Genomic DNA, 23,388 nt, shown 5'->3' on the forward strand with positions numbered 1-23,388 from the left:
TCGTTCTATATCACACATCCTATGGACTTGTTAAACAAACGCATACAGCATTTATTATCATGGGTGATGCAATTCTCGGTGCAATCTTATACACTAAAGTATCAATAACACAAATATTGATATGTGCTGATATATTGAACAATAGTTTTTAATTTTATGAAGTGCTTATTCGTAACCAATAATTAAATAATGATAATTAGTGGCAGTGTTTTTGCTCATAGCTATTTACTTGTAGTTTCTGATAACAATAATTTTTATAAAAGGATGCCTGTATGACTGATAACAACAGCCCTGACACGTTGACTCAGCGTATTTTAGTCGTCGATGACGACGCTCGTCTGCGCTCTTTGTTGCAACGCTTCCTAGAAGACGACGGCTTTGTCGTTCGTACTGCTCATGATGGCAGTCAGATGGACAAACTCATGCAACGTGAGCTTTTCTCTTTGGTCGTGCTTGATTTGATGCTGCCAGGCGAAGACGGTATCAGTATTTGTAAGCGTCTGCGTGAAGACAATGCAGATATTCCTATCATTATGTTGACTGCCAAAGGTGGTGATGCTGACCGTATCGCAGGTCTAGAAGCGGGTGCAGATGATTATCTGCCTAAGCCTTTTAACCCAAAAGAGCTATTGGCTCGTATCAAAGCAGTACTGCGTCGTCAAAACCGTGAGTTGCCAGGTGCACCAAGTCATCAAATGGAAGTGGTCGAGTTTGGTCCATGGACATTAGATCTATCGACTCGTACGCTCAAACGTGATGGTAACGTAGTCACTTTGACGACAGGTGAGTTTTCAGTACTAAAAGCACTCGTACAGCATCCACGTGAGCCATTGACCCGTGATAAGTTGATGAACCTTGCCCGTGGTCGTGAATGGGGTGCGATGGAGCGCTCTATCGACGTCCAAGTATCACGTCTGCGTCGTCTGATTGAAGACAACCCTTCACAAGCACGTTATATCCAGACCGTCTGGGGCGTGGGCTACGTGTTCGTTCCTGATGAAGCTGAGGTAGAAACCATCAAAAGCGAATAACTTTTGACTGATCTAATTCCTTTTAATATAGGCCGTGTTTGTTTACTCTCAAACACGTGCCAATATGATGAGCCTATTTGTGAAAAACCCAGTTATTTTTCAAAACATACCCTGCACGTTAGTGACAGGGTTTTTAGGTGCTGGTAAAACCACCGTAATTAATCAGTTACTGGCTACAAAACCTGATGACGAACGCTGGGCTCTCCTAATCAATGAGTTTGGCCGTATCGGTATTGATGGTGCACTCCTAGCAAGCTCCCAAGATAACGATCTTAAGCAAAAAAATATCGCCATTCGTGAGGTCAGTGGTGGCTGTATTTGCTGCACCAGTCAGCTACCCTTACAAATTGCAATCAGTCGTCTGCTCAGTGAGCATCATCCGCAGCGATTACTCATTGAGCCGACAGGATTGGCACATCCACGTGAGCTGATACTACAACTTAGTGCGCCGCACTGGCAAACTGCCCTAAAAATGAATGCGGTGATAACCGTACTGAGTGGCGAGCAGTGGCAACAGATTAAGTATCGTGATCACGATGGTTTTCAAGCGCATGTTCGTGATGCCGATGTGCTGATAATCAATCGTTATGTCCAATTAGATACTAGCGAAAAACAAGTCTTAGTAGAATGGATAACCAAGCTAAATTCACAAGTAAAAATCATTTGGGCAGCATCAGGGCTAACAGCATCTGAGGCAACAGACTCATCAGATAAGTTTGTAGCAAATAAACTTGTAACAGATACATACTCTAAAACGTTGAATGAACAACTGAATAAGCCCAGCTCTATCATTTCAAATCAACGAAAAGTCAGTATCTCTAATCCTACAAAATCGATGATTGGTTTACAGTCTCAAGACAACTCTTTGGCAACTGCGTCATCATCGATTTCATCTATCGATGAGACCGAAGCTCAGGCCAATCCTCAGACCAGTGCTGATAGTGATCTGCCCTATCGCTACCATGAAGAGCAGCAAGATTTTCAATTGGCTGGATGGCGACTACCTGCACACTACATACTAAACGCTGACGATTTACAGAATTGGTTGTTAGCATTGCCAAACTGGCAACGCATCAAAGGCGTAGTGCATACTTCTGATGGATGGATGCAGATCAATTTTAACCCTGGTAGTCTAACTACTAGAACTATCAACCCACAGACGGATAGTCGATTGGAAATTATTTTGCAATTAGGCAATACTGTCGATACACATGCTGTCGATAAAGCTACAGGAAAATCAGAAACTGAGAATGATGCCAAAGCGTCACTAGCCTTGATAGATTGGGAAGATCGCGATCACGAACTGATGGCACTGGTTATATAGCAACAGACAAAAAAAGGGCGGACATTGCTATTTTATCTAGCAATGTCCGCCCTTTCTTTTTTCAACGCAACTAACTATTTTTTAACGCAATTGACTGTCTTTACTACCACGACGATTAAACAGCTCAGCTGCTTTTGCTTCTTGTTCAAGCTCCGTCTGACAGCTAACACAATGCTGAATACCAGGCACTGCCAGTCGCCTTGCCTCTGGAATAGGCTTACCACATTCGTCACACAGCTCAGCACTCACACCTGTCGGTAACGAACGTCGCGCTCGCTCCAACGCATCATTTACAGTTGCATCCATCTGTTCGTGCTCAGCACCATCTCTTGACCAGCCACCTGCCATAATCTTATCCTATTTTTTATTCATTATAATGAGACAATACAAATGTCTTTAATAACAAATAGATGGGGCTAGCTATAGTTAATTGCAACCTGCAATAGTTTATAAAATCGTCAACAAAGAATGACGCAGTTATTTCGACTCAACTTAAAACTTTGCTACTAATCTTTAGGTTGTAGCTCAATGACTTGACCGCGTACGCCAATGCTTTCATCACTCATCAGACAGACATAGCCTGCCATGATATCCTCAGGTGTTTTTAAGCTCATAGGGTTTTCACCTGGATACGCATGCGCACGCATATTGGTACGGGTACCACCCGGATTAACGCAGTTAAAACGTAGATTGGTAGTGTTCTGAGTCTCTTGAGTAAAGATATCACTCATACCTTCTACTGCTTGTTTGGAAAGTGCATAAGCACCCCAAAATGCGCGAGGATGTGTACCTACAGTGCTAGAGGTAAAGACAACAGAGCCATGATCAGCATCTTTTAATAGCGGCAATAGCGCTTGAGTCAGCATAAAAGTCGCTGTGAAATTGACTTTCATCACTTGGGCGAAAGTATCGACGTCATACATCTCAAGCGGCGTCAATTGTCCTAATACACCAGCATTATGCAAGATACCATCTAACTGGCCGACCTCTTTATTAATTAGCCCTTCGAGCTGCTGCATTTCGGCGTAAGTCGCCCCTTCTAGGTTCATAGGTAACATAGCAGGCTGCTTACCACCAAGGCTTTCAATCTCATCGTAGACGTACTCAAGTTTGCTGCTAGTGCGTCCTAGCAATAAGACAGTGGCGCCATAACGAGCATAGGTCAATGCCGCAACACGGCCAATACCATCACCTGCTCCAGTCACTAAAATAGTCTTACCATCTAGGCAATTACTGGACGGTACGAAGCTACGAATGTCATCATGAGTCAAAGGCTGAATAGGACTTTGAACAGTTTTTTTATTGTCTTGTGGATCGACTGGTTGATTACTATTGTTACTCATGGCATTGCTCACTACTTATCATTAAATCATTGAGGATATGTGCTTATGGTTGTAAAACTGGTGATATATAGCAGTCTATAAATACTCAAACTTACCAGACGATAGCAGCAATTTATTTAACTGCTCAGGCGTATCCGTAATATAGTCGGCGCCCCATTTTTTCAAAGACTTTTGATCTTCAGGTGGAATATATCCATAAGCGGCCAAAATCGTTGGCATGCCAGCAGCGTTGCCAGCTTCAATATCACGTACATGGTCACCGACATAAAGTACGCAGCCTGCAGCCCCTCGCGGAATACCGAGTTTTTCTAGCGCCATGTACATTGGCTCTGGGTCTGGTTTGGTACGTGATACGTCATCTGGACAGACCAAAACCGCACAGCGTTGATCCAGTTGCATCTCACTTAATAGCTTTTCGGCTAAATAACGTGGCTTGTTGGTAACGATACCCCAAGGCACACCTTTTGCTTCAAGCTCAGTCAGCACCGCTTCAAGCGCCTGAAACACGCAGCTATCGACACAGATATCTGCTTCATAATCATCTAAGAACTGCTGACGAAACTCAAGCAACTCTTCCTCGCTGACTTCAAGCTGATCGTTATGTCTTAGCATCAATTGCACCATAGCTGAGGCACCCGCAGAGACTTGCTCACGGATTTCTGCTTCAGGCGGTGCCTGCCAATCGTTTTCGAGACTCATCTTACCAATGATACGAACAAAATCAGCAGCAGTATCGATTAATGTCCCATCAAGGTCAAATAAAACAGCTTTTACAAATTGGGTCATAGTGAATGCTCTTGAGATTGATGACGTGTTTAGTGAAAGTATGGCAAATAAATGGCTGCGTGCAGCATCAAGCCAGTGGCTTTTGTACGGCTATCATATAATTAACATCGACGTTTTGGGCAAGCCAGTAGCGTTTGGTCAGCGGATTATAATGCAAACCGATAATATCCTGACGAACAAATCCAGTATTAAGTGCCATTTTGTCTAATTCAGCTGGCGTAATAAATTTGGCATAGTCATGGGTACCACGATCAAGCAACCGCAGCACATACTCTGCACCAACGATGGCAAACAGATAAGATTTAGGATTGCGATTAATCGTTGATAGTACACAGACACCGCCAGGAGCCAGTAACTCATAACAAGCCTGCACAATCGAGCTAGGATCTGGCACGTGCTCTAACATCTCCATGCAAGTCACCACATCAAACTGACCAGCCTGCGTTTTTGCTAACTCTTCAACAGGTATATGCTGATAACGAAGCGTACTCTCCAACTGGCTTTGCTCTGCATGTAACGCAGCAGCTTTTAGGTTCTCTGTACCTAAATCAATCCCTGTCACATCAGCACCGCGGCGTGCCATAGATTCTGACAATATTCCGCCGCCGCACCCTATATCGAGTACTTTTTTGCCAGAAAGTCCTTGCTCAGCGGTTTTATTAGCAGCGTTTTGATAGCCACGTTTGACGTTTTCTTCTATCCAGTTTAAACGTAATGGATTGATCTCGTGTAGCGTTGCAAAGGCACCTGTATTGCTCCACCATTCACTCGCCAAGTTATTAAATTTTTCGACTTCGCTAGGATCTACGTTGATGGTGTTAGACTCTGTACTATTGAAAGTGCTATTGTTATTTTGATCACTCGAAGTTGATGAAGAATTTAAAGCTGAGCTCATGGTATGTTCCTTGATTGTCACTATCGTTATTATCGTTTACAGTGCACGATTATGTGCTTAATATTAGCATGAGAGTAGCAGTTTTGTCGTAAGCACATCGTCACTGATTGTGAATAGGCTTAAACTTTACCTTGTTTTTTGGGCAGTATCTTGATATAGAAGAGCTAAATACTTTTGTGAAAATACCGCATCCTGATACTTTCGACTGTCTTAAATATTACATAGAAATAAAGCAGACGTTTGAGAAACAGTAGGTTCAGAAAGTAACAAGCAATATACCTTAAATAATAGCTAACAGCTTTACAACTATTGGTTAAGAATGCGATTCACAAGTACATACATTTTACGTTATCATAGTCGATACTTTGCTATTGTTCGATTATACTCGACACTGTCTGGTTTAGACCCTTTAAAAGCTATATATTTTAGAGTGTCACATGTTTAATAACCATATAGACACCAACCTCTTAACCCATTCTAAGTCTCCACACCTCAAGGATAAAGTATGAAACGTGTCATCACACTGACTGGTCTAGCCATGGCCATTGGACTTGCCTCTATGGGCGTACAAGCTGCAGACTATGTCGCTGGAAAAGATTACCGTGTGCTAGACAACCCAGAGAAAATCAGCGGTGATGCTATCATTGTTCGTGAGTTCTTTTGGTATGGCTGCCCACATTGTAATGCGCTTAACCCGCACATGGAAAAATGGGCAAAAACCAAAGACAAAGATGTGGCATTCTTTAAGACACCGGCAGCACTTAACCCTGTTTGGGAAGCCAATGCTCGCGGTTTTTATGCAGCTCAGCTTCTAGGCTTTGAAAGTAAAACTCATGACGCATTATTTGATGCTATTCATAAAGATGGCAAAAAACTATTTGATCAAGCGTCACTAAGCAAATGGTATGCATCAAAAGGCGTGAATGAAAAGAAATTTAACAGCCTATATAACTCATTTGCTGTTGGCACAAAAATCGGTCGCTCTCAAGAAGGCGCCAAGCGTTATCAAATCACTGGTGTTCCATCTGTCGTTGTACAAGGCAAATATGTGGTAACTGGTGAAAACGCTAAAGTCGCTAAAGTTGTTGACTATTTAGTTGACAAAACTCGCGCTGAAAAGAAATAATTCGAGCCATAAGTACTTGAATAACTCACATGACGTACGATCTATCTATACGCCATGAACAAAAAAGCCAATCATAAATTGATTGGCTTTTTTGCATCTTAACCTTTTAGCTATACGTCTTTTAATTACTCATTTTTAACTACTAATCTTTCAACTAATAAAATTCTAATTAATAGATTTCTAGCTTGGTTATAGATGCTATTTTTTCAGCTGCGATAAAATAGCCACTTCACGAATATAGCTTGCCAAATCTGCTTTAGACTCTGCCAGCAACTCGTCATCTTGCATATGTTTGGCATACTCTATCCACAATAATAACTGATACATACTGTGGTGCTCAGAAGCTTTATATTGCTTCACAAACTGCTTAAGCGTACCTTCATCATTGATATTCAGACGCTCGTACCAGCTCTCTATTTTTGAGACTTGTTCTTTAGGAAAAAAGGCATCAAATAGTGCCTTTATCAGCTCATGGCGATTCTCTTCAATCATAAGCTTGCCAACACGCTTGGTCTGACGATTACGAGCATTGGCGCTGGTAATATCAGCCAATGCCATTAGCTCCGCCATAAAATAATCACTGGCAGGTAAGGCTTTTAGCTGTTTTTTCGATAAGCTAGCAAGCGGTATAGATAATTGCTGCAAGCGCTCATGGGCTTTTTTGAGTTCTGTGCGCGAAACGCGCATGTCCTGTTCTTTCCAGTCGATCATAAAAGCTTTCCAAAATAATAATTAATAAATTAAATAGTGTCTGATATCACTACCAACGACTTTTTTCGCGGTGTTTTGCTAATACCTTCACGCCTTTGGGCATAGCATCAGCAAGGCGGCGTTGTAGATGATCAGTGATAAAAACAGAGCGATGTTTGCCGCCCGTACAGCCTATGGCAACCGTGACCGTATGACGATTATTGTGCAAAAACTCTGGTAGCCAACGGGTCAAAAACTTATCAATATCACCCATCATTTCTGCTACTTCTGGATAATCTAAGAAGAATGCGCCTACCTCAGTATCCAGACCTGTCGAGTCACGTAACTCAGGGTTCCAATGCGGATTCGGTAGAATTCTAACGTCGAATACAAAGTCAGCATCAATGGGGCTACCGTATTTAAAACCGAAAGACAGTAGATTGATGACAATCTGGTTGTCCATACCTATGTGTTCACGCAAGCTGTCTTTTAACTGATGGATATTTAGGCTACTGGTATCAATCCTAATATCAGCGTGACTAGCAATTGGCTCTAATAGCTCAACTTCTTTTTTGATAGCAGCAGGTAAGTTGAAAGTAACATGCTTAGCATTATCACTATCGATATCTTGTGACATTAGCGGATGTACACGGCGCGTCGCATTGAAACGAGCTATCAGCGTACTCTCTTGTGCAGTCACATATAAAATCTGTACCGCATGCGACCCATAAGTCTCCTTAAGAGAAGCATACGTCACTGCGAAATTAGATAAATCAGCACGTGGCGTTCGAATATCGACACCCAGCGCAATACGATGAATACCGCTTTCATTGACCAGTTTATGAGCAGCATTAGGTAATAAAGACAGCGGCAGATTATCAATAGAGTAATAGCCTAGATCTTCTAAGATATTCAATACTGAGGTTTTACCAGATCCTGAACGCCCTGAGACCACCAATATACTGAGCTTATTCGTAGACGTCTGATCCGCTATCGTTGCTGCTGCATTACTATTTTGATCCTGACTTACACCCATGATCTACTCATCCAAGTCTATTGTATCTAGTCTACCGCTATGTCATAAAAGCTAATTTACCACTACCAACTGATTGTCCAACAAACGCGCTTTTCCTAGCCACGCTGCAACTAAAATAACGATATTTTTGTTTTCTATATTAAAGGTTTTAGAGTCACTTACGACAGAACCTAACTCCTCAGTCTTGATTTCCAGATAATCAATAATAAAACCTGCGTCACTAATACGTGTCCGCGTCTCTACTAATAGCTTATCAAATGCTTGCTTACTAAGAGCCGTACTTTTCAAACTCTGCGCTAATTCTTGCAATGCTTGATGTAATACAGGGGCAGCTTGACGCTCATTTGCACTTAAGTATTGATTACGCGATGATAGCGCTAAGCCATCATCAGCACGAACAATAGGCGCACCAATGATATTAATAGGATAACTCAAGTCACGTACCAACTGCTTAATAATAGCAAGCTGCTGATAGTCTTTTTGTCCAAATACTGCCACATCTGGTTGTACGATATTGAATAGTTTAGCGACAACAATACCAACACCATCAAAGTGTCCAGGACGTGATTGACCACACAACTGATTGGCAATAGCCCCTGCCAACACAGCAGTAGGTGGTGGTAATACTGGATACATCGCATCAATGCTAGGTGCAAACACGTAATCTGCATCCACTGTCGCAAGCTTGGCTACATCTGCATCTAATGTACGCGGATAGCTGTCAAAATCTTCCCCAACGCCAAACTGAATAGGGTTAACGAAGATACTGACCACCACTACATCTGCATGCTGTTTGGCAATTTTTACCAGCTCAAGATGACCGTCATGTAGATTACCCATCGTGGGTACTAGCGCAATGCGCTGCTGACGGCCTTGTTTGTCACGTTGCTGACCACGATAAGACTGCAGCGCTTCACGTAGTGACGAAATATCATGATAAATAATTGGAGACATGATTACTTTTCTTCTATTCAAACGTTCTGTTGTTCAATAGCTAAAATAACTTTAATAACTTCAAAATCAGCTAAATTGGTGCTGCTCAGTCGGGAAGCTACCTTCGCGTACTGACTGCTGATAAAGTGCAAAAGCACCTTCGATACTGTGAGCGCTATTACGCTCATCGGTTAAAAAATCATGAATAAAACGTGGCACTCGGCCATGTGCCATACCTAGCATGTCATGCATAACCAATACCTGACCATCAGTATCAGCTCCAGCACCAATACCAATAACTGGCACAGCAACAGCTTCAGTAACGGCTTTTGCAAGCGCGGCTGGAACACATTCTAACACTAGCAGTGCAGCACCTGCATCGACGACTGCCTTGGCATCAGCAAGCAGTTTATCAGCCGCCTCATCACCGCGACCTTGAATTTTATAACCACCAAACACGTTGACTGATTGCGGAGTCAAACCAAGATGTACACAAGTTGGTGTACCTGCTTGCGCCAAGGTCGTTACCAATTCACACAGCTCGCTACCACCTTCGATTTTTATGACATGCGCCCCTGCTTGCATCAATGTGCGGCTATTAGCAACGGCTTCTGGTAGTGTCACATAACTCATAAACGGCAGGTCAGCCAATATCAACGCGTGTTTGTTGCTACGGGCAATATTGGCAGTGTGATAAGCCATATCATTAACTGTCACAGGTAGTGTCGAGTCATGACCTTGTACAACCATGCCCAAGCTATCGCCAATTAAAATCGTATCAATTTCAGCTTTTTCCATCATTCGTGCAAACATCGAGTCATAACAGGTCAAGCACGTGAACTTGGTACCGTCTTTTTTAAATTTATTTAGAGTAGATAATGTCGTCATATGACCCTCAATTAATCTGCAATGCCTTTGATTATCAATATTGCTACTATCAGAGCTATGCTTGAAATACGTTAGACGAATCTTTCAAACATTTAACGTCTATCACTTAGTATCAATTACTTATAATCAATCGCTTGATAGTAATGTTAAACCTGTCCAATCGCGACTTTGGGAATAGTCACTTATCGACTTACCTGCAATGGTTAAGTTTGGTGCCAACTCTCGCAGTGGTATTAAGACAAAATTACGCTCACTTAAACCAGCGTGCGGTATTGTCAGTGTTGGATCAGTAATCTGTATCTCACCGTATAGCAAAATATCAACATCTAGACTACGTTCACCCCAACGGCGCAAACGTGCTCGCTTAGCCATACTCTCTAACTGCTGACAAAAAGCAAGCAGCTCGTAAGGGGCAAACGTTGTCTCAAAACCAGCCACTGCATTAACAAAATCCGGCTGGTCTTGTGGCCCCATCGGTGCTGAAGCGTAAAAAGAAGAGACACTTACTTCGCGTACTTGCTCATGTGCTCGCATCATTGCAAGCGCCTGCTGCAAATGATCGGTAGGCGAACCCAGCTCATTAGCGAGGTTGCTACCCAAGCCTACATAACAGGTAACCCAGTTACTATTATCTGTACTGTTATCCATATTATACGCTTTCAGTACCAGGCTGACGGCGGCGGCGCTTCGATGGTACAGGGCCTTTGTTATCAGTTACTTTCACAGCAGGCATCTGATCATTCGTATCTTGCGTCGCTTTAGCAGCCTTTGCAGTAGTTGCTTTCACCGATTTCTTGGCTCTCGTAGGTGCAGCGGTTTTTGCCGAGTCTTTGCTATCTAATACCTTGCTACCTACTTCCTTTACACTTTTCGTATCACTTCTATCAGACGATTCAACTGCAGGCTTAGGCGCTTTTTTCGCATACTTCGCTGCTGGCTGTGCTTTGCCATTACTGCCCTTCGAATTATTACTGCCTTGTACTTCGATATTGCTCGCACTATCTACAGTAGGTTGACGACGGCGACGCTTATGCGGGATCGGCTCGTTATTCATACTGACTAACGCAGGTGATCTTGCGATCGAGCGAGCTGGTCTAGCTGATGCCTGAGTTTCTGGCTGGTTAGTATTAGACGGCTGAGTGCTACTATTTACGCGCTCGGCTTTAGCTACTTGCTTTAATGCATCTTGATTGGTTGATACTGGCTTTCGCACAGGTGCTTTGCTGCGCTTTGACGTATCATCAGCTGACAGTTGCTTCTGCAATGGCGGCACAACGTTCTCGTGCTCTATAACAAATAATGGCTTAGGCTTTACGTGTTGGCTAGCCGATTGCTTGTTACTAGCAAGAGACAACTGCTGTAGCTGAGCAAGCTCGTTATTGTCTTGCTCTATTTGCTGCACGCCGTGTCTTCCGCTGTCATTGCGACTAGCTTTAGATTGGCTGGCAGCACGGCGACGACGGGCTGGAATATTTGACGAATCATTTACCATTGATTGCTCATTTCTACCTTTTTCAGGACGGTCATCGGCTTTGTTTTGCTTTGTACTGTTCTGATTAGGTGTTGCGTTATCAGTAGTTTGTGTTTTTGATTCTTGACGATTACGTCCGCGCCCACGTTGCCCTTTTTTATAAGCACCTCGGCGAATGTTTTCGTCAAACTCATCAATCGCTTGCTGCTGCTCTTGTTCAGACAAGGTTTGATACGTCTGCCACCAGTCACCCATATCGTTGGTTGACTCTGATAGCGGATGCTCAGCATCGCCACATTGCTCACGCAATAACAAAAAGTCAAAGCCCGCACGGAAACGTGGATGCTCAGATAGCTGAACGATTTGTTTGCTACGCGGGGCTGCAAGTTTTGGCTGCAATATCCAGATATCTCGAATGAATTGCTCAGCAAATTTAGGGATAGCGGTTTTGATACGTTGACGGTCGATGACTTTACCAGCAGCATGCATTTGCGCTTCGGCAAACGGCATATTGCGCTTCTTAGCTTTTGCCAATTGATGCAGATAGTTTTCCCATAGTAAGGCAGCATAGAAGAACGCAGGGTTGATACTCTTGCCCGCTGCAATACGCTTATCAGTATTGATAGCTACCTGATTGACTAAAGCACTTGGCTCAGACGGTGGATAAATAATGAGGCTATCAATCGCACCTGATTCAAACAATAGTGGCAATAGGGGTACTAAATAGCCACCGGTAAACATCTTTTGCGTTTCATCATAGAGACGATGCGGTGATATTTGCTCAAGCAGCGCCCAGTTCCCGTCATTGAATTGCTCGGACAACGCTTCATCAAACTCAAAACCTAGCTTGGCCTTGAAACGTAAGGCACGGAGCAAGCGCACAGGATCTTCTTCGATACGTACTGGCGCATTGCCCAATAGACGAATAATTCTGTTATCAATATCATCAAGCGCACCGCAAAAGTCATGAACGATACCTTTGAGCGGTTGATAATAAAGCGCATTGATAGAGAAGTCGCGACGGGAGAAATCTTGTTGGATATCGCCCCAAACATTGTCGCGCAGAATCATACCATCTTGATTGGTATTGGCATCACTGGTTGGTGGACCACGGAAAGTAGCAACTTCAATCAACTCGCGACCTGAATATACATGCGCTAACTGGAAGCGGCGACCGATAATGCGGCAGCGCTTACCAAAGACATCTTTAATCTCATGCGGCTTGGCATCAGTGACGGCATCAAAGTCTTTCGGGCGCAGACCTAATAAAGTATCGCGCACACCACCACCGACGATATACGCATCAAACCCAGCACGGGTCAATGTGGCAATCACTTCAGTAATGGAATTGGGTAATTCAGATTTGTTCAGTTCTAACTGCTTGGCGGCACGCTCGGCCATGCATCTACTCCTCGCCGGTATTCTTTAACTACCCCTGAATAACACAGCGTTTATCAGGCGGATGTACCCGCTAGTTTAACAAATTTTGGACCTACTGGGGGTGTTATGACATTTACTTACATGCTATTTTGTCAATATTGGGGTTAATTAATGCAAAACACCGCCATTAATCACGCACACTTAAACGTCTTTGGTTTTTCTCGACTGTTTTTGCACCGATACCTTTCACTTTTGCTAACTCATCCACTGTCTTAAAATCACCAAACATATCACGATATAAAATTATCGCCTGCGCTTTACTACTGCCGATACCATCTAACGACACTAGCTCACCTTCATTAGCTCGATTGATATTGATAACTTTCTGCTCACGCGCTTGTATAACAGCTTTTTCTTTCGCGATTAAATATTTATAGGCACGTTTAGGGTCGTCAAAACAAGGATCTGCATTCGCATTACTGATTGCGACCACAGACAATAGGAGACTAAAAGCGGTGGTCGTCAGTAAGCTGGCAAATGAGAATTTACGATGAGCGTTCATGTTGTTTCGCCGCTTCCCACAGTGCATCCATTTCTATTATATCGCTGTCCTCTAACCGCTTGCCAGCAGCAGCCAATTGCGTTTCAATGTAGCCAAAGCGAGATTTAAACTTGTGCACGCAAGTTAAGGTTGCTGTCTCTGCATCCAAATTTAATTTGCGTGCGACATTGACCAGTGCAAACATACAGTCGCCTAATTCTTTTTCGACTTCTCTGATATTTGCTTTGACCTCGATTGTAGACTTATCTGTTAGCTCATGCTTTAGCTCAGTAATCTCTTCATCTAGTTTATCTACGGCACCTGCAACACCTTCCCAATCAAAACCCAACTTTGACGCTTGCTTTTGTACATCTTGCGCCTGCATCAATGCGCTACCCGCTTTGACTTGATCTAAGCGACGCTTGGATTTACCACGTGCTTCGCGTGCCTGCTGCTCCTCAAGCTTGATTTCGTCCCAGCGTACTTTTACTGCCGCATCGTCTTTGAGCGTTTCGGCTTCAAATACATGTGGATGACGGCGAACCAGTTTTTCTTGTAAGGTCGTAATGACATCACTCATATCAAAGCGCCCTTGCTCCGCATACATCTGACAATGAAACACCACTTGCAGCAGCACATCGCCAAGCTCACCTTTGATGTCTTCATCATCGTCACCTTGTACCGCTTCGCCTAGCTCGTAAGCCTCTTCGATGGCATAAGGAATAAGACTATGATTGGTTTGCTTTTTGTCCCACGGACAGTCTGCCCTTAGTCGTGCCATCAACGCTAACAAATCATCAAGCTGGCCAGTGGCTTCTGGTGTTCCTTGTACTGGTACAGGCACGGTAACTTTATTGTCTAAAATACTCATAAGGGCGGCTCTTATCGTTTTATGTGTTGTTTGCTGATTCGTCTAATAGTTAGTGTATCATTGAACACAGCTTGGCTTATAATTGTGCTACTGACGACTTCATTTTACCACTGCTCATGCGCGAGGAACTTTATCATTATGTCCACTTCTGCGACCACCAGCTATCAACCAGCCGCGACATTCGACCCTGTTACTATCAGCTCATTCAAAGCCTATGACATTCGGGGTGAGCTTGGGGTCAATCTCGATGAAGAGATTTCCTACCGTATCGGGCGCGCGTTCGCACAGATTTTATATCAGCGTTATCAGGCAGCAGCTCAAACCCAAGCCGATGATGTAGCAACTCTAAAACCAGCTATCGTTATCGGTAGTGATATTCGCCACTCTAGTGAGCAATTAAAACAAGCCGCTATCAAAGGCATCGCTGATGCAGGCGTTGATGTGATTGATTTGGGCATGAGTGGTACTGAAGAAGTATATTTTGCTACCAGTCACTATCAGGCGTTAGGTGGTATTGAAGTGACTGCCAGTCATAACCCTATCAATTATAATGGCCTAAAACTGGTTAAAGAACATTCAAAACCAATCAGCGCTGATGATGGTTTGGCAGAGATTCAAGCACTGGCAGAATCTGGGCAATTCACTACGGACAACCAAACGGGCAAATTGCAGTTATTGACGGATAGAAGCGCGTACATCGATCATGTCATGACTTTTATCGATACTGAGAAACTAAAACCACTCAAACTGGTCGTTAATTCAGGTAATGGTAGTGCAGGTCCTGTGGTCAATTTATTAATCGATAAATTAGCACAAGCAGATGCACCGATTGAAGTGATTAAATTGCATCATACACCGGATGGTAGCTTCCCCAATGGCATTCCCAATCCAATGATTGAAGCCAATAGAGTAGCTACCCAGCAAGCCGTCTTGGAAAACAACGCGGATCTTGGTATTGCTTTTGATGGTGACTTTGATCGCTGCTTCCTATTCGATGAACGAGGTGAGTTTATCGATGGTAGCTACATCGTCGGTATGCTCGCTCAAGCTTTTTTAAACAAATACCCGAGTGAATCAATCGTCTATGATCCACGAGTGATTTATAACACCGAAGCAGTGATATATGAACATAATGGTAAGGCTGTCATCAGTAAATCTGGACACTCATTTATCAAGCAAGTCATGCGGGACTCAGGTGCTGTGTACGGTGGTGAAATGTCTGCCCATCACTATTTCCGAGACTTCTTCTATTGCGATAGTGGCATGATTCCATGGTTATTGACCATTGAGCTGTTGTCTATCACCGGCAAAACACTATCCGAATTGGTCACAGGCTATATTGCTGCCTATCCTAGCTCAGGCGAGCTAAACTTTCGTCTCACAACCTATGACGCACCAGCTATCATCAGCGCTATTGAAGAGAAGTTTAGTACGCAAAGCCCAGTTAAATCGACACTCGATGGTTTAAGTCTGAATTTTGGAGAGTGGCGCTTTAATTTGCGAACATCGAATACCGAGCCGCTTATCAGATTGAATATTGAAAGTCGCGGTGATCAACCGTTACTGGCTGCTAAAACTCAAGAAATTCAGCAATGGCTAGCAACGCAAGGTGCCGTACCAGCATAAAGTGATTGACCCAGTAAAACAGTTCTGATTATAAGTCGAAAAAGGCTCGCTAATGAGTATTCGCGAGCCTTTTTCTATACACAGAAAACCTTAAATCAAACTATTTAGTTCGACCAATACCCATATAGTCACCTACTAAGCTATTAATTTGTGAGCGTGTCAGGGCATTTTGCGCATCAAATACTGGCATGGCTTGTTGATTGATTTGGGCGATATCTAATTGATCTCGCGGTGACCAACTAACGATGAAAATAGCATGGGTATCGCAAAGCTGTTGATAGGGACTAGTAATCAGCTCAAGCAATGGCTGTTGCTGATAAAGCTCGGCAAGCTCGTGCTGTGCCTTATCACTATAAACCAGCGTACGAATATTATAAGACCACAGTAATGCTAACAACGGATGGATAGCTGAACCAGCGGTACGTCCTGAGCCTGATTTATAACTACCGCCCCAAATCATGACTGTTTTATTATCAATAAACCCATCAAAATACTGCCAAAATTTACGGAATATAAGCTCTTTTTGGTCTTCATTGATATGCACGATAGATTGCAATAAAGGCATATCCAAACTGTGGGTACGGCTTGATTGTTGCAATTTAGCCAGCTCTGTGGGCAAAGTATTACCACCGAAGCCCCATCCTGCTTTTAGATAACTGCTGCCTACCCGCTCATCCAATCCCATAATACGACTGACTTGACTGATATCAACATTTTGACTATCAGCCAAACGTGACATCTCATTCATAAAGCTCACTCTAGTCGCTAGCATTGCCATGATACTACTGCGAGCAAACTCTATCGTTGCGATATCAGCATGATGAGTAGCGCGTGCATGCTGCATTAAAGGTTTCAACACATTCAAGTGCTGACTGCTACTCACTGTCTTTTCACCCAGTAGCCATAACGAAGGGTTCAACATCGAGCTATAAGCATCGCCATCTTGTAAGAATACAAATGGCACATAATAGACCCAAGCACGTTGCAAACGTTGAGCCAATTCTGCTACATGGCCTAATTGCTCAATGCCGCTCATAATCACAGGTAGCGCCTGCTGATGGCTTTGATTAAACGCGATAATCCAACTGTCTTCTGTCCATGCTAGCTTGACACTGTCTAAAAACAACCAATAAAGCGTCACTGTACTTTGAACATCAGTTTTGTCATGGCCTACTGCTTCATAGCCTTTTATTAGCATATCGGCACTAGCTGGTAATTCCTTACTAGTAATAACCTGCTGCTGCTCATACATTTGCCATAGAGCTTGCAGGTGATGCTCAAAACCATATTGCTGTATCTGCTGCGTTAGTAGCGCCTTGTCTGCGTAAAGATGCACACACTGACCGAGACTTGCCAGCACTACTGCGCTGGTAATTGCCTCTATACTGTGACCAATAAGCACACAAACTGTGGAATCAGTTAATTGGTTTGGTTCAGATTTATTGTTATATTTATTCATATGGCTACCATCTAAAGCCGTCTCCATGAGCGTGCTTTCCTATATTATTGACGTATCAATACTACTAAGGCAGCTGTTTAATACGCTGTAGTAATTGGTCAGTAGACGTATCGAATAGGCCTTGAGCATCTTTCTGCACATGCTGCATAGCATGGTGTACGGAGTCTGCCATTTGCTTGCCCATCTCGACGCCCCATTGATCAAACGGATTGATATCCCAGATACTGGCCATGACATAAACCTTATGCTCGTAGAGCGCTATCAATGCTCCTAAGCTATGCGGCGTCAGCTCATCAATCAGTAATGTGGTTGACGGTTGATTCCCACGGTAGTACTTATATTTGTCTGCTTCGGAAACTGTCTGTGGATCCACCAGATCTGTCACAGCAGCATTACCAAATGCCAATACTCGACTTTGCGCAAGACAGTTGGCTAAAGACAATTCGTGCTGTTGCTGCAATGATGAGTTCTGCGCCTCATCACCGTAGCGTCGCACGCAAGCGATAAAATCACAGGAGACTTGCTGCGTACCTTGGTGTAGCAGCTGATAGAATGCATGTTGTGCATTTGAGCCAATTTCACCCCATAGAATTGGACACGTATCATAGTCAATATGATCCCCATTCCGAGTAACAGACTTGCCATTACTCTCCATCTCTAGCTGGGTAAGATAGCTAGGTAGATAGCCCAATCGGCCATCATAAGGCAATACAGTGTGCGCGTTTACTTGTAAAAAAGTACTGTTCCAAACAGCTAGCAAGCCTAACAGTACGGGTAAATTGTCGGCAAAGTCAGCTTGTGCAAAATGCTCATCCATACTATGAGCGCCACTTAATAATGCCTTAAAGCCATTCATACCGATACGAATAGCAATGGCAAGGCCAATCGCCGACCATAAAGAAAAGCGACCGCCGACCCACTCCCAAAGCTGCAACTGATGCTCAGGATGAATTCCCCAAGCACTCATTTTTTCACTATTGGCTGAGATGCCGATAAAGTGTCGACGCAATACACTATCTTCTGTGCCTGCACGGAGTTTTGCCGTCGCAAGTAGCCAAGATAATGCTGTCTTAGCATTTGATAAGGTGTCAACCGTACCAAAGGATTTGGAAGAAATAATAAATAGTGTGGTCTCAGGGTTTAAATGCTTGAGTAGATTGTCAAGCTGCGTACCGTCCATATTGGAGACAAAATGCACCTCAATACTGGTATCTGCCCATTCGTCGAGCGCTGTAGTCGCCATGAGTGGGCCAAGATCAGAGCCACCAACCCCAATATTGACAACATCTGTAATTGCCTTGCCCGAAAACCCGCGCCATGTGCCATTGCGCACGCGCTCTGATAAGCGTGCCACTTGTGACAAACTATGATGTACATCAGTGACGATATTTTGTCCATCGACTTGTAATGTCGCTGTCGCTGGCAAACGTAGCGCCGTATGCAACGCAGCACGCTGCTCGCTGGTATTTACCATAGCCCCTTGCAGTAATGAATCAATACGAGCATCTAGCTCACAACTGTCAGCCAAACTCAGTAAGTTAGACAATACTGTCTGATCAATACGCTGCTTACTAAAATCCATATACAGCGCACCAGTCTGCACGCTAAAATGCTTGGCACGCTTATCATCTTGCGCAAATAACTGTGCAAGCGCCCACGGATGTTTTGCAAGCGTCTGTAGTTGCTGCCAGTATTTAGAATGTCGAGCACTGCTATATGCCTTATCGCCCTTTATCTCTTCCATCAGCTATTCATCATCTGCTAATTGATGCTTGGCAAAGTAGATGAATGCCTGCATATACGAACGCATATCGCCTGCATCGTAGCTATTGCCGCGCATAGTTGTGACATGGACACCGTATTCACTAATAAGCGCGTCAATCGCATCTGTCAGCTGAATCTCACCACCGACAGATGCTTTAGTATTGGCTAAGTAATCAAAGATATGGTTGCTGAATACATAGCGTCCTACCACAGCCAGATTGGAGGGGGCATCAGCTAGATTGGGCTTTTCGACAAAACCAGCCACTTTAAAGCTAGCATTAGTATTTACTTCTTCGTTAATATCATTAGTGTCACTTAGCTTTTCATCTAGTTGAGCAATACCGTATTTATGTACGTCTTTATCCGCTATTTGATCAACCAATATCTGTGAGTGACCATCTGTAGCAAAGGCGTCTAACATAAAGGCCAAATTATCAGCAGACATATCAGTGGTAAATGGATCAAGCACGACATCAGGTAACAATACGGCAAAGTCATGCTCGCCGATAATTGGTCGCGCTGCCAGTACTGCATGTCCCAAACCTAACGCCTTACCTTGACGTATCATCGACACCGTCACATCTTCTGGCAACCAATTTAAGCTATTAGCCAACTCATCTTTGCCTTTGTAACGTAATTGATTGTCCAATTCAGCATTGATATCAAAGTAGTTTTCAATCGCGCTCTTTTGCGTATGACCGACCAAGACAATATGCTTAATACCCGCAGCGATAGCCTCTTCGACCACGTAATGAATAGCAGGGCGATTGCCAAGCGGTAACAATTCTTTTGGCACAGATTTCGACAATGGCAGCATACGTGTACCAAAGCCTGCGACAGGGATAACAGCGTGAGTGATTTTTTTCATAGTATGTTAGCTATATTAAGAAGATATAAGGAAATACAATATATGCTGATAAGGAGCTATAAATCAATAAACTCTACAATTCGTTTAATCCATTGATCATAATTATAATTTTGTAATACATGGTCACTGGCGTAGCGCATTATCTCTGTCTGCTGTTTAGTATAGCCTTTGGAAAGTTGGGCAAACAATTCGTCTGCCTGCTCTTTATTATCTACAACTTCACACATACCTTCAAAGCGGGTACTGACTGACAAGCTAGGATTGGTCACTGCCAACCTACCACAAGCCATGATTTCAATCAGACGGCGAGAAAACATACTTGGGGAATCGGTCACGGTGTTGACGTTGAGACAGTGTGAATACTGTCTGAATAGCTCACCTGTCTGATCGTAAGGAACCGCAGGCTTAATAGTCATACTCGGTAGCTCTGGATAACGATAGACATCTGACTTACGATCAGAGTTACGGTCTACGATGGTCAGCCCATAAGGAGAGGCTGCAGTGAACGCCATATCCTGCCATTGCTGGCGCGCATTATGAATATGATGGCTATAACTACCGACAAATAGGCTCTCATTATATTGAGGCGGTAAGGAGGTAGGATAGTGAAACTTAGGCTGCACAGCAAAGGGTAGCACCCCTACTTTTACGCTACTGCCTAAGATTGACTGGTAGCGCTCAACGCAGTTTTCATCAACGGTTAGTACATATTTGAATAAGCTGGCAGAATCAATGAAACGGTTAAAGTGAGCACCATCTTCTTTATTCCAAAATACAGCGGGAATATTATACTTGTCCGCCAGTTCTAAAAGTCTACGTAGCTCGACATTGTTACGTTCAGGATAGTCAGGATAATTGGCAATCTTATAGCGCCATTTGTCTTTGTGACCACGCCATGCTGATTCGACTAGGATGAAGTCAGGTCTATACTTTTGTTTTTTCCATAACCAGCTAGCTCCCTTAAAAGTTTTTATATTTGCTATATTTGATGATGCAAGAGCATAAACCGTTAACTCATCACTAATTAAACTAATACTAATATTTTTCAATATACTCACTCTAGTGGACCGTGTCCTATATAAGACTCTTATTAGGAAATAACACCTTTTCATTCTTAAATGTTTAGCGTTTATGAGCAAACATATAGTTTGGCTCTTTAAATATATTATGATTTAATATCCAACTTAAGTCATAATTCACATTATTTAATTAGAGAACTATTATTTATTTACGTTAGAAAACTTTCCTTGTAACAAATCTTTTTGTAACCTATTCTCTGCTAGCAAATATTCCTTTCCGAGTTTCTTATCATAACTATTATTGAATCGTGAGTAAAAACCAGGTATAGGTGTAAGCTCTCCTAACCTATAATCTTCATTCGCAACTAAGAAATCCACTCTTATAAATGGTAAGGGTATTAGACAGCTAACTTCTTTAGCTATAGCAAAAATTTCTTTATTAAACCCCTTTCCATCAAAAAAATCTCTTTCTCTATCTTGACAGTCATTTATAATATTAAAATCTTCGTCATAATAGCAATAATAGTTCTTATCATTGCTTCGAATTATCTCAAGGGCTATAGGGGATGCTCCATAAAAAGAGTAAATTTTAATATCTCTAGCTATTTCATCATCATCTGAAATTAACTCTTCTATAATTACGTCCAAATCTGAGTAAGATTTATATTTCTCCTCAAAACTTTCATAATCAGAAATTAACTCTTTATCTCTAAGGTCAAGGTATCCATCTGGACTTTTAACAAAAACTCCTTTACTACCAGCACCTCTTACAGGCTTTACAATACATTTACTATATTTCAAAACTTCTTTAATATCTGCATTATATTCATATACTATTGGAACCTTATAACCTTTACTACTTAAAAAATCTGCTGTATCTTTCTTAGAAAATGAATTTAAAATACTGTTTCTTTCTGGTAAATTATTTCTGAGAAGAGCATTTGTAATACATGTTTTAAATGAATATCCAATACCATTTCGAGCAATCAATGTAGCATCACTACTATCAATGAACGAAGGGGCTACATAGGCGCTTTTAAGCATTCTAGAATCTTTACTTCTAATCACTCTCTGAGCAACGTCAGAATACTCTAAAGATAACTGTTCTAGATGCTCAATATCATTTTCATAATACTCTATGTTACTTACTTTTCTAAGGAGGCTTGTAAGTAAATTAAAACTCATCTTTTCCCCATAAATCTTCATAAATACAGTTAATATATGAATATTCCTAGCGTCCATATTCTGTAGTGTGAAGTTATGTTCATAGTTAATATACTTACCGCCTTTTGATATAATCCTACCTTTATTGTCTTTTGCGTACACAGTTATTTCGATACCTTCAAAACCACTAATATGAACAACTGCTGATTGGTAATCAAGAATAGTTATAGTAGTACTATCTGCTACAACTTTATATATACTTTCTCTAAAGACACTAATACTAGTTTTTATTCCATTAACACTTTCTAATTCAGGTATTATAAACTTCTCGAAAAAGAAGCTAGTTCTATTTTCAAAAGACTCTATTGTACGCTTTAAACTATCTCCATCATTTAAAATTTTATCTTTATTGATTAATGCATCTACAATAATACTATAATCATTTATTGATATATCGTCATGCCCACCTCTCGTTGGTATAACTTTAATATTAGTATTAGCGTTAACATTACTCTGATTAATAAGATATTTCAAATGTGAAAACCAATGTGAACTATCCTCTATCCCACAACAAACATAAATATCTATAGGCTGACTTGAATACTTAATTCTATTTAATATAATATCATTCAACTCATTTCTATTTCTACCTGTTTCAACTATTGCTTCTGGATTTTTATCAAATAAATAATCACCAATTTTTATCTGAGGTGCATTTATCAATAAAGATCCAATGCCTAACTCTAAGCAGGCTAGTAGTGCCCCACTACCACCTTTGGAAGAACCTAAAAACCAGATATCTAGACTTGAAAGGTTATGGAACTCAGTCCGTAAGATATATATTATTGATTTCAAATAACTATCTTCACTATCCCCTAGAAAATATGTTCCGCGAGGATCTTTTCTCGGAGTATTAGAATCTAAAAAATAGATAAAACTATCTTCATCATTCTCTACAATTTTTTTTATATAATTATATTTTTGAGGAAAACCTTTCTTGGTAAAAGCACTAAAAAATATAAACAATCTATGAGACTTACCCTTTTTTATAATGAATCTGACTCCATCATATTCATATTCATCAAAATCAAAAACTTTTTCACCATTTTTTAGAAACATTTCTTCTTCCTATTCTATATTTTCAGAGTACTTATGCTTTTAGATAACAAATCT

21 protein-coding genes are annotated in these 23,388 nt (G+C 42.0%); 4 read left to right on the plus strand and 17 right to left on the minus strand.

Annotated elements, in window-relative coordinates; all coding sequences use genetic code 11:
* Nucleotides 1-272 precede the first annotated feature (272 nt).
* Both ompR and ACQKCP_RS07750 read left to right on the plus strand, forming a co-directional pair.
* Entirely contained in the window at nt 273-1,031 is a 759-nt protein-coding gene (ompR, locus tag ACQKCP_RS07745; RefSeq protein ID WP_057757943.1) for a two-component system response regulator OmpR, read from the plus strand.
* Between the two features lie 79 nt (nt 1,032-1,110).
* The gene (locus ACQKCP_RS07750; protein WP_427611900.1) at nt 1,111-2,355 is read left to right on the plus strand and encodes a CobW family GTP-binding protein; all 1,245 of its coding nucleotides are present in this window, start codon (nt 1,111-1,113) and stop codon (nt 2,353-2,355) included.
* Between the two features lie 81 nt (nt 2,356-2,436).
* Here the strand turns inward: ACQKCP_RS07750 and ACQKCP_RS07755 are convergent, their stop codons facing one another.
* The 4 genes from ACQKCP_RS07755 to ubiG all read right to left on the minus strand — a co-directional run bounded on the left by ACQKCP_RS07755 (nt 2,437) and on the right by ubiG (nt 5,379).
* Nucleotides 2,437-2,703: a DksA/TraR family C4-type zinc finger protein gene (locus ACQKCP_RS07755; protein ID WP_101204603.1), complete on the minus strand. Its 267-nt coding sequence runs from the start codon at nt 2,701-2,703 to the stop codon at nt 2,437-2,439.
* Between the two features lie 158 nt (nt 2,704-2,861).
* Nucleotides 2,862-3,698: a YciK family oxidoreductase gene (locus ACQKCP_RS07760; protein ID WP_427611901.1), complete on the minus strand. Its 837-nt coding sequence runs from the start codon at nt 3,696-3,698 to the stop codon at nt 2,862-2,864.
* Between the two features lie 75 nt (nt 3,699-3,773).
* Entirely contained in the window at nt 3,774-4,484 is a 711-nt protein-coding gene (locus tag ACQKCP_RS07765) for an HAD family hydrolase (protein ID WP_191114535.1), read from the minus strand.
* Nucleotides 4,485-4,551: 67 nt separating this feature from the next.
* On the minus strand, nt 4,552-5,379 hold the full coding sequence (gene ubiG, locus ACQKCP_RS07770; RefSeq protein ID WP_427611902.1) for a bifunctional 2-polyprenyl-6-hydroxyphenol methylase/3-demethylubiquinol 3-O-methyltransferase UbiG: 828 nt from the start codon (nt 5,377-5,379) through the stop codon (nt 4,552-4,554).
* 505 nt (nt 5,380-5,884) lie between these two features.
* On the opposite strand from ubiG, the gene ACQKCP_RS07775 reads away from it, so the two are divergent.
* Nucleotides 5,885-6,505, plus strand: coding sequence for a thiol:disulfide interchange protein DsbA/DsbL (locus tag ACQKCP_RS07775; RefSeq protein WP_427611903.1), 621 nt, complete (start codon nt 5,885-5,887; stop codon nt 6,503-6,505).
* A gap of 198 nt (nt 6,506-6,703) precedes the next feature.
* Here ACQKCP_RS07775 and yjgA read toward each other — a convergent pair whose 3' ends face one another.
* The 8 genes from yjgA to mazG all read right to left on the minus strand — a co-directional run bounded on the left by yjgA (nt 6,704) and on the right by mazG (nt 14,315).
* Entirely contained in the window at nt 6,704-7,216 is a 513-nt protein-coding gene (yjgA, locus tag ACQKCP_RS07780) for a ribosome biogenesis factor YjgA (RefSeq protein WP_057757930.1), read from the minus strand.
* A 49-nt stretch (nt 7,217-7,265) separates the two neighbouring features.
* Complete coding sequence (gene rapZ / locus ACQKCP_RS07785) at nt 7,266-8,231, minus strand: RNase adapter RapZ (RefSeq protein WP_427611904.1); 966 nt, start codon at nt 8,229-8,231, stop codon at nt 7,266-7,268.
* A 51-nt stretch (nt 8,232-8,282) separates the two neighbouring features.
* Nucleotides 8,283-9,185, minus strand: a complete 903-nt coding sequence (gene panC / locus ACQKCP_RS07790; RefSeq protein ID WP_427611905.1) for a pantoate--beta-alanine ligase — start codon at nt 9,183-9,185, stop codon at nt 8,283-8,285.
* Nucleotides 9,186-9,251: 66 nt separating this feature from the next.
* Nucleotides 9,252-10,052 (minus strand): 3-methyl-2-oxobutanoate hydroxymethyltransferase, encoded by an 801-nt coding sequence (panB, locus tag ACQKCP_RS07795; protein ID WP_290178275.1) that lies wholly within the window; start codon nt 10,050-10,052, stop codon nt 9,252-9,254.
* Between the two features lie 126 nt (nt 10,053-10,178).
* Nucleotides 10,179-10,700: a 2-amino-4-hydroxy-6-hydroxymethyldihydropteridine diphosphokinase gene (folK, locus tag ACQKCP_RS07800; RefSeq protein WP_427611906.1), complete on the minus strand. Its 522-nt coding sequence runs from the start codon at nt 10,698-10,700 to the stop codon at nt 10,179-10,181.
* 1 nt (nt 10,701) lies between these two features.
* Nucleotides 10,702-12,924: a polynucleotide adenylyltransferase PcnB gene (gene pcnB, locus ACQKCP_RS07805; protein ID WP_427611907.1), complete on the minus strand. Its 2,223-nt coding sequence runs from the start codon at nt 12,922-12,924 to the stop codon at nt 10,702-10,704.
* A 166-nt stretch (nt 12,925-13,090) separates the two neighbouring features.
* Nucleotides 13,091-13,465: a ComEA family DNA-binding protein gene (locus tag ACQKCP_RS07810; RefSeq protein ID WP_427611908.1), complete on the minus strand. Its 375-nt coding sequence runs from the start codon at nt 13,463-13,465 to the stop codon at nt 13,091-13,093.
* Nucleotides 13,449-14,315, minus strand: a complete 867-nt coding sequence (gene mazG, locus ACQKCP_RS07815; protein WP_427611909.1) for a nucleoside triphosphate pyrophosphohydrolase — start codon at nt 14,313-14,315, stop codon at nt 13,449-13,451. The genes ACQKCP_RS07810 and mazG overlap by 17 nt, the downstream gene beginning before the upstream one ends.
* Nucleotides 14,316-14,453: 138 nt before the next feature.
* On the opposite strand from mazG, the gene ACQKCP_RS07820 reads away from it, so the two are divergent.
* On the plus strand, nt 14,454-15,941 hold the full coding sequence (locus ACQKCP_RS07820; protein WP_427611910.1) for a phosphomannomutase CpsG: 1,488 nt from the start codon (nt 14,454-14,456) through the stop codon (nt 15,939-15,941).
* Between the two features lie 100 nt (nt 15,942-16,041).
* Here ACQKCP_RS07820 and ACQKCP_RS07825 read toward each other — a convergent pair whose 3' ends face one another.
* The 5 genes from ACQKCP_RS07825 to ACQKCP_RS07845 form a co-directional block, all read right to left on the minus strand.
* Nucleotides 16,042-17,400, minus strand: a complete 1,359-nt coding sequence (locus ACQKCP_RS07825; protein WP_427612037.1) for a UDP-glucose/GDP-mannose dehydrogenase family protein — start codon at nt 17,398-17,400, stop codon at nt 16,042-16,044.
* Nucleotides 17,401-17,464: 64 nt separating this feature from the next.
* Nucleotides 17,465-19,144, minus strand: a complete 1,680-nt coding sequence (gene pgi / locus ACQKCP_RS07830; protein WP_427611911.1) for a glucose-6-phosphate isomerase — start codon at nt 19,142-19,144, stop codon at nt 17,465-17,467.
* Between the two features lie 3 nt (nt 19,145-19,147).
* Complete coding sequence (locus ACQKCP_RS07835; protein ID WP_427611912.1) at nt 19,148-20,032, minus strand: UTP--glucose-1-phosphate uridylyltransferase; 885 nt, start codon at nt 20,030-20,032, stop codon at nt 19,148-19,150.
* A 56-nt stretch (nt 20,033-20,088) separates the two neighbouring features.
* Nucleotides 20,089-21,090 (minus strand): CgeB family protein, encoded by a 1,002-nt coding sequence (locus ACQKCP_RS07840; protein WP_427611913.1) that lies wholly within the window; start codon nt 21,088-21,090, stop codon nt 20,089-20,091.
* A gap of 162 nt (nt 21,091-21,252) precedes the next feature.
* Nucleotides 21,253-23,334, minus strand: a complete 2,082-nt coding sequence (locus ACQKCP_RS07845) for an ATP-grasp fold amidoligase family protein (RefSeq protein ID WP_427611914.1) — start codon at nt 23,332-23,334, stop codon at nt 21,253-21,255.
* Between the last annotated feature and the right edge of the window lie 54 nt (nt 23,335-23,388).

This window comes from Psychrobacter sp. NPDC078631, assembly GCF_050268165.1.
GTDB lineage: Bacteria > Pseudomonadota > Gammaproteobacteria > Pseudomonadales > Moraxellaceae > Psychrobacter.

Excerpts from the sequence above, each read along its gene's own strand:
- ompR (WP_057757943.1), top strand. The coding sequence starts at position 273 with ATGACTGATAACAACAGCCCTGACACGTTGACTCAGCGTATTTTAGTC.
- ACQKCP_RS07755 (WP_101204603.1), bottom strand. The coding sequence starts at position 2,703 with ATGGCAGGTGGCTGGTCAAGAGATGGTGCTGAGCACGAACAGATGGAT.
- ACQKCP_RS07760 (WP_427611901.1), bottom strand. The coding sequence starts at position 3,698 with ATGAGTAACAATAGTAATCAACCAGTCGATCCACAAGACAATAAAAAA.
- ACQKCP_RS07765 (WP_191114535.1), bottom strand. The coding sequence starts at position 4,484 with ATGACCCAATTTGTAAAAGCTGTTTTATTTGACCTTGATGGGACATTA.
- ubiG (WP_427611902.1), bottom strand. The coding sequence starts at position 5,379 with ATGAGCTCAGCTTTAAATTCTTCATCAACTTCGAGTGATCAAAATAAC.
- ACQKCP_RS07775 (WP_427611903.1), top strand. The coding sequence starts at position 5,885 with ATGAAACGTGTCATCACACTGACTGGTCTAGCCATGGCCATTGGACTT.
- yjgA (WP_057757930.1), bottom strand. The coding sequence starts at position 7,216 with ATGATCGACTGGAAAGAACAGGACATGCGCGTTTCGCGCACAGAACTC.
- rapZ (WP_427611904.1), bottom strand. The coding sequence starts at position 8,231 with ATGGGTGTAAGTCAGGATCAAAATAGTAATGCAGCAGCAACGATAGCG.
- panC (WP_427611905.1), bottom strand. The coding sequence starts at position 9,185 with ATGTCTCCAATTATTTATCATGATATTTCGTCACTACGTGAAGCGCTG.
- panB (WP_290178275.1), bottom strand. The coding sequence starts at position 10,052 with ATGACGACATTATCTACTCTAAATAAATTTAAAAAAGACGGTACCAAG.
- folK (WP_427611906.1), bottom strand. The coding sequence starts at position 10,700 with ATGGATAACAGTACAGATAATAGTAACTGGGTTACCTGTTATGTAGGC.
- pcnB (WP_427611907.1), bottom strand. The coding sequence starts at position 12,924 with ATGGCCGAGCGTGCCGCCAAGCAGTTAGAACTGAACAAATCTGAATTA.
- ACQKCP_RS07810 (WP_427611908.1), bottom strand. The coding sequence starts at position 13,465 with ATGAACGCTCATCGTAAATTCTCATTTGCCAGCTTACTGACGACCACC.
- mazG (WP_427611909.1), bottom strand. The coding sequence starts at position 14,315 with ATGAGTATTTTAGACAATAAAGTTACCGTGCCTGTACCAGTACAAGGA.
- ACQKCP_RS07820 (WP_427611910.1), top strand. The coding sequence starts at position 14,454 with ATGTCCACTTCTGCGACCACCAGCTATCAACCAGCCGCGACATTCGAC.
- ACQKCP_RS07825 (WP_427612037.1), bottom strand. The coding sequence starts at position 17,400 with ATGAATAAATATAACAATAAATCTGAACCAAACCAATTAACTGATTCC.
- pgi (WP_427611911.1), bottom strand. The coding sequence starts at position 19,144 with ATGGAAGAGATAAAGGGCGATAAGGCATATAGCAGTGCTCGACATTCT.
- ACQKCP_RS07835 (WP_427611912.1), bottom strand. The coding sequence starts at position 20,032 with ATGAAAAAAATCACTCACGCTGTTATCCCTGTCGCAGGCTTTGGTACA.
- ACQKCP_RS07845 (WP_427611914.1), bottom strand. The coding sequence starts at position 23,334 with ATGTTTCTAAAAAATGGTGAAAAAGTTTTTGATTTTGATGAATATGAA.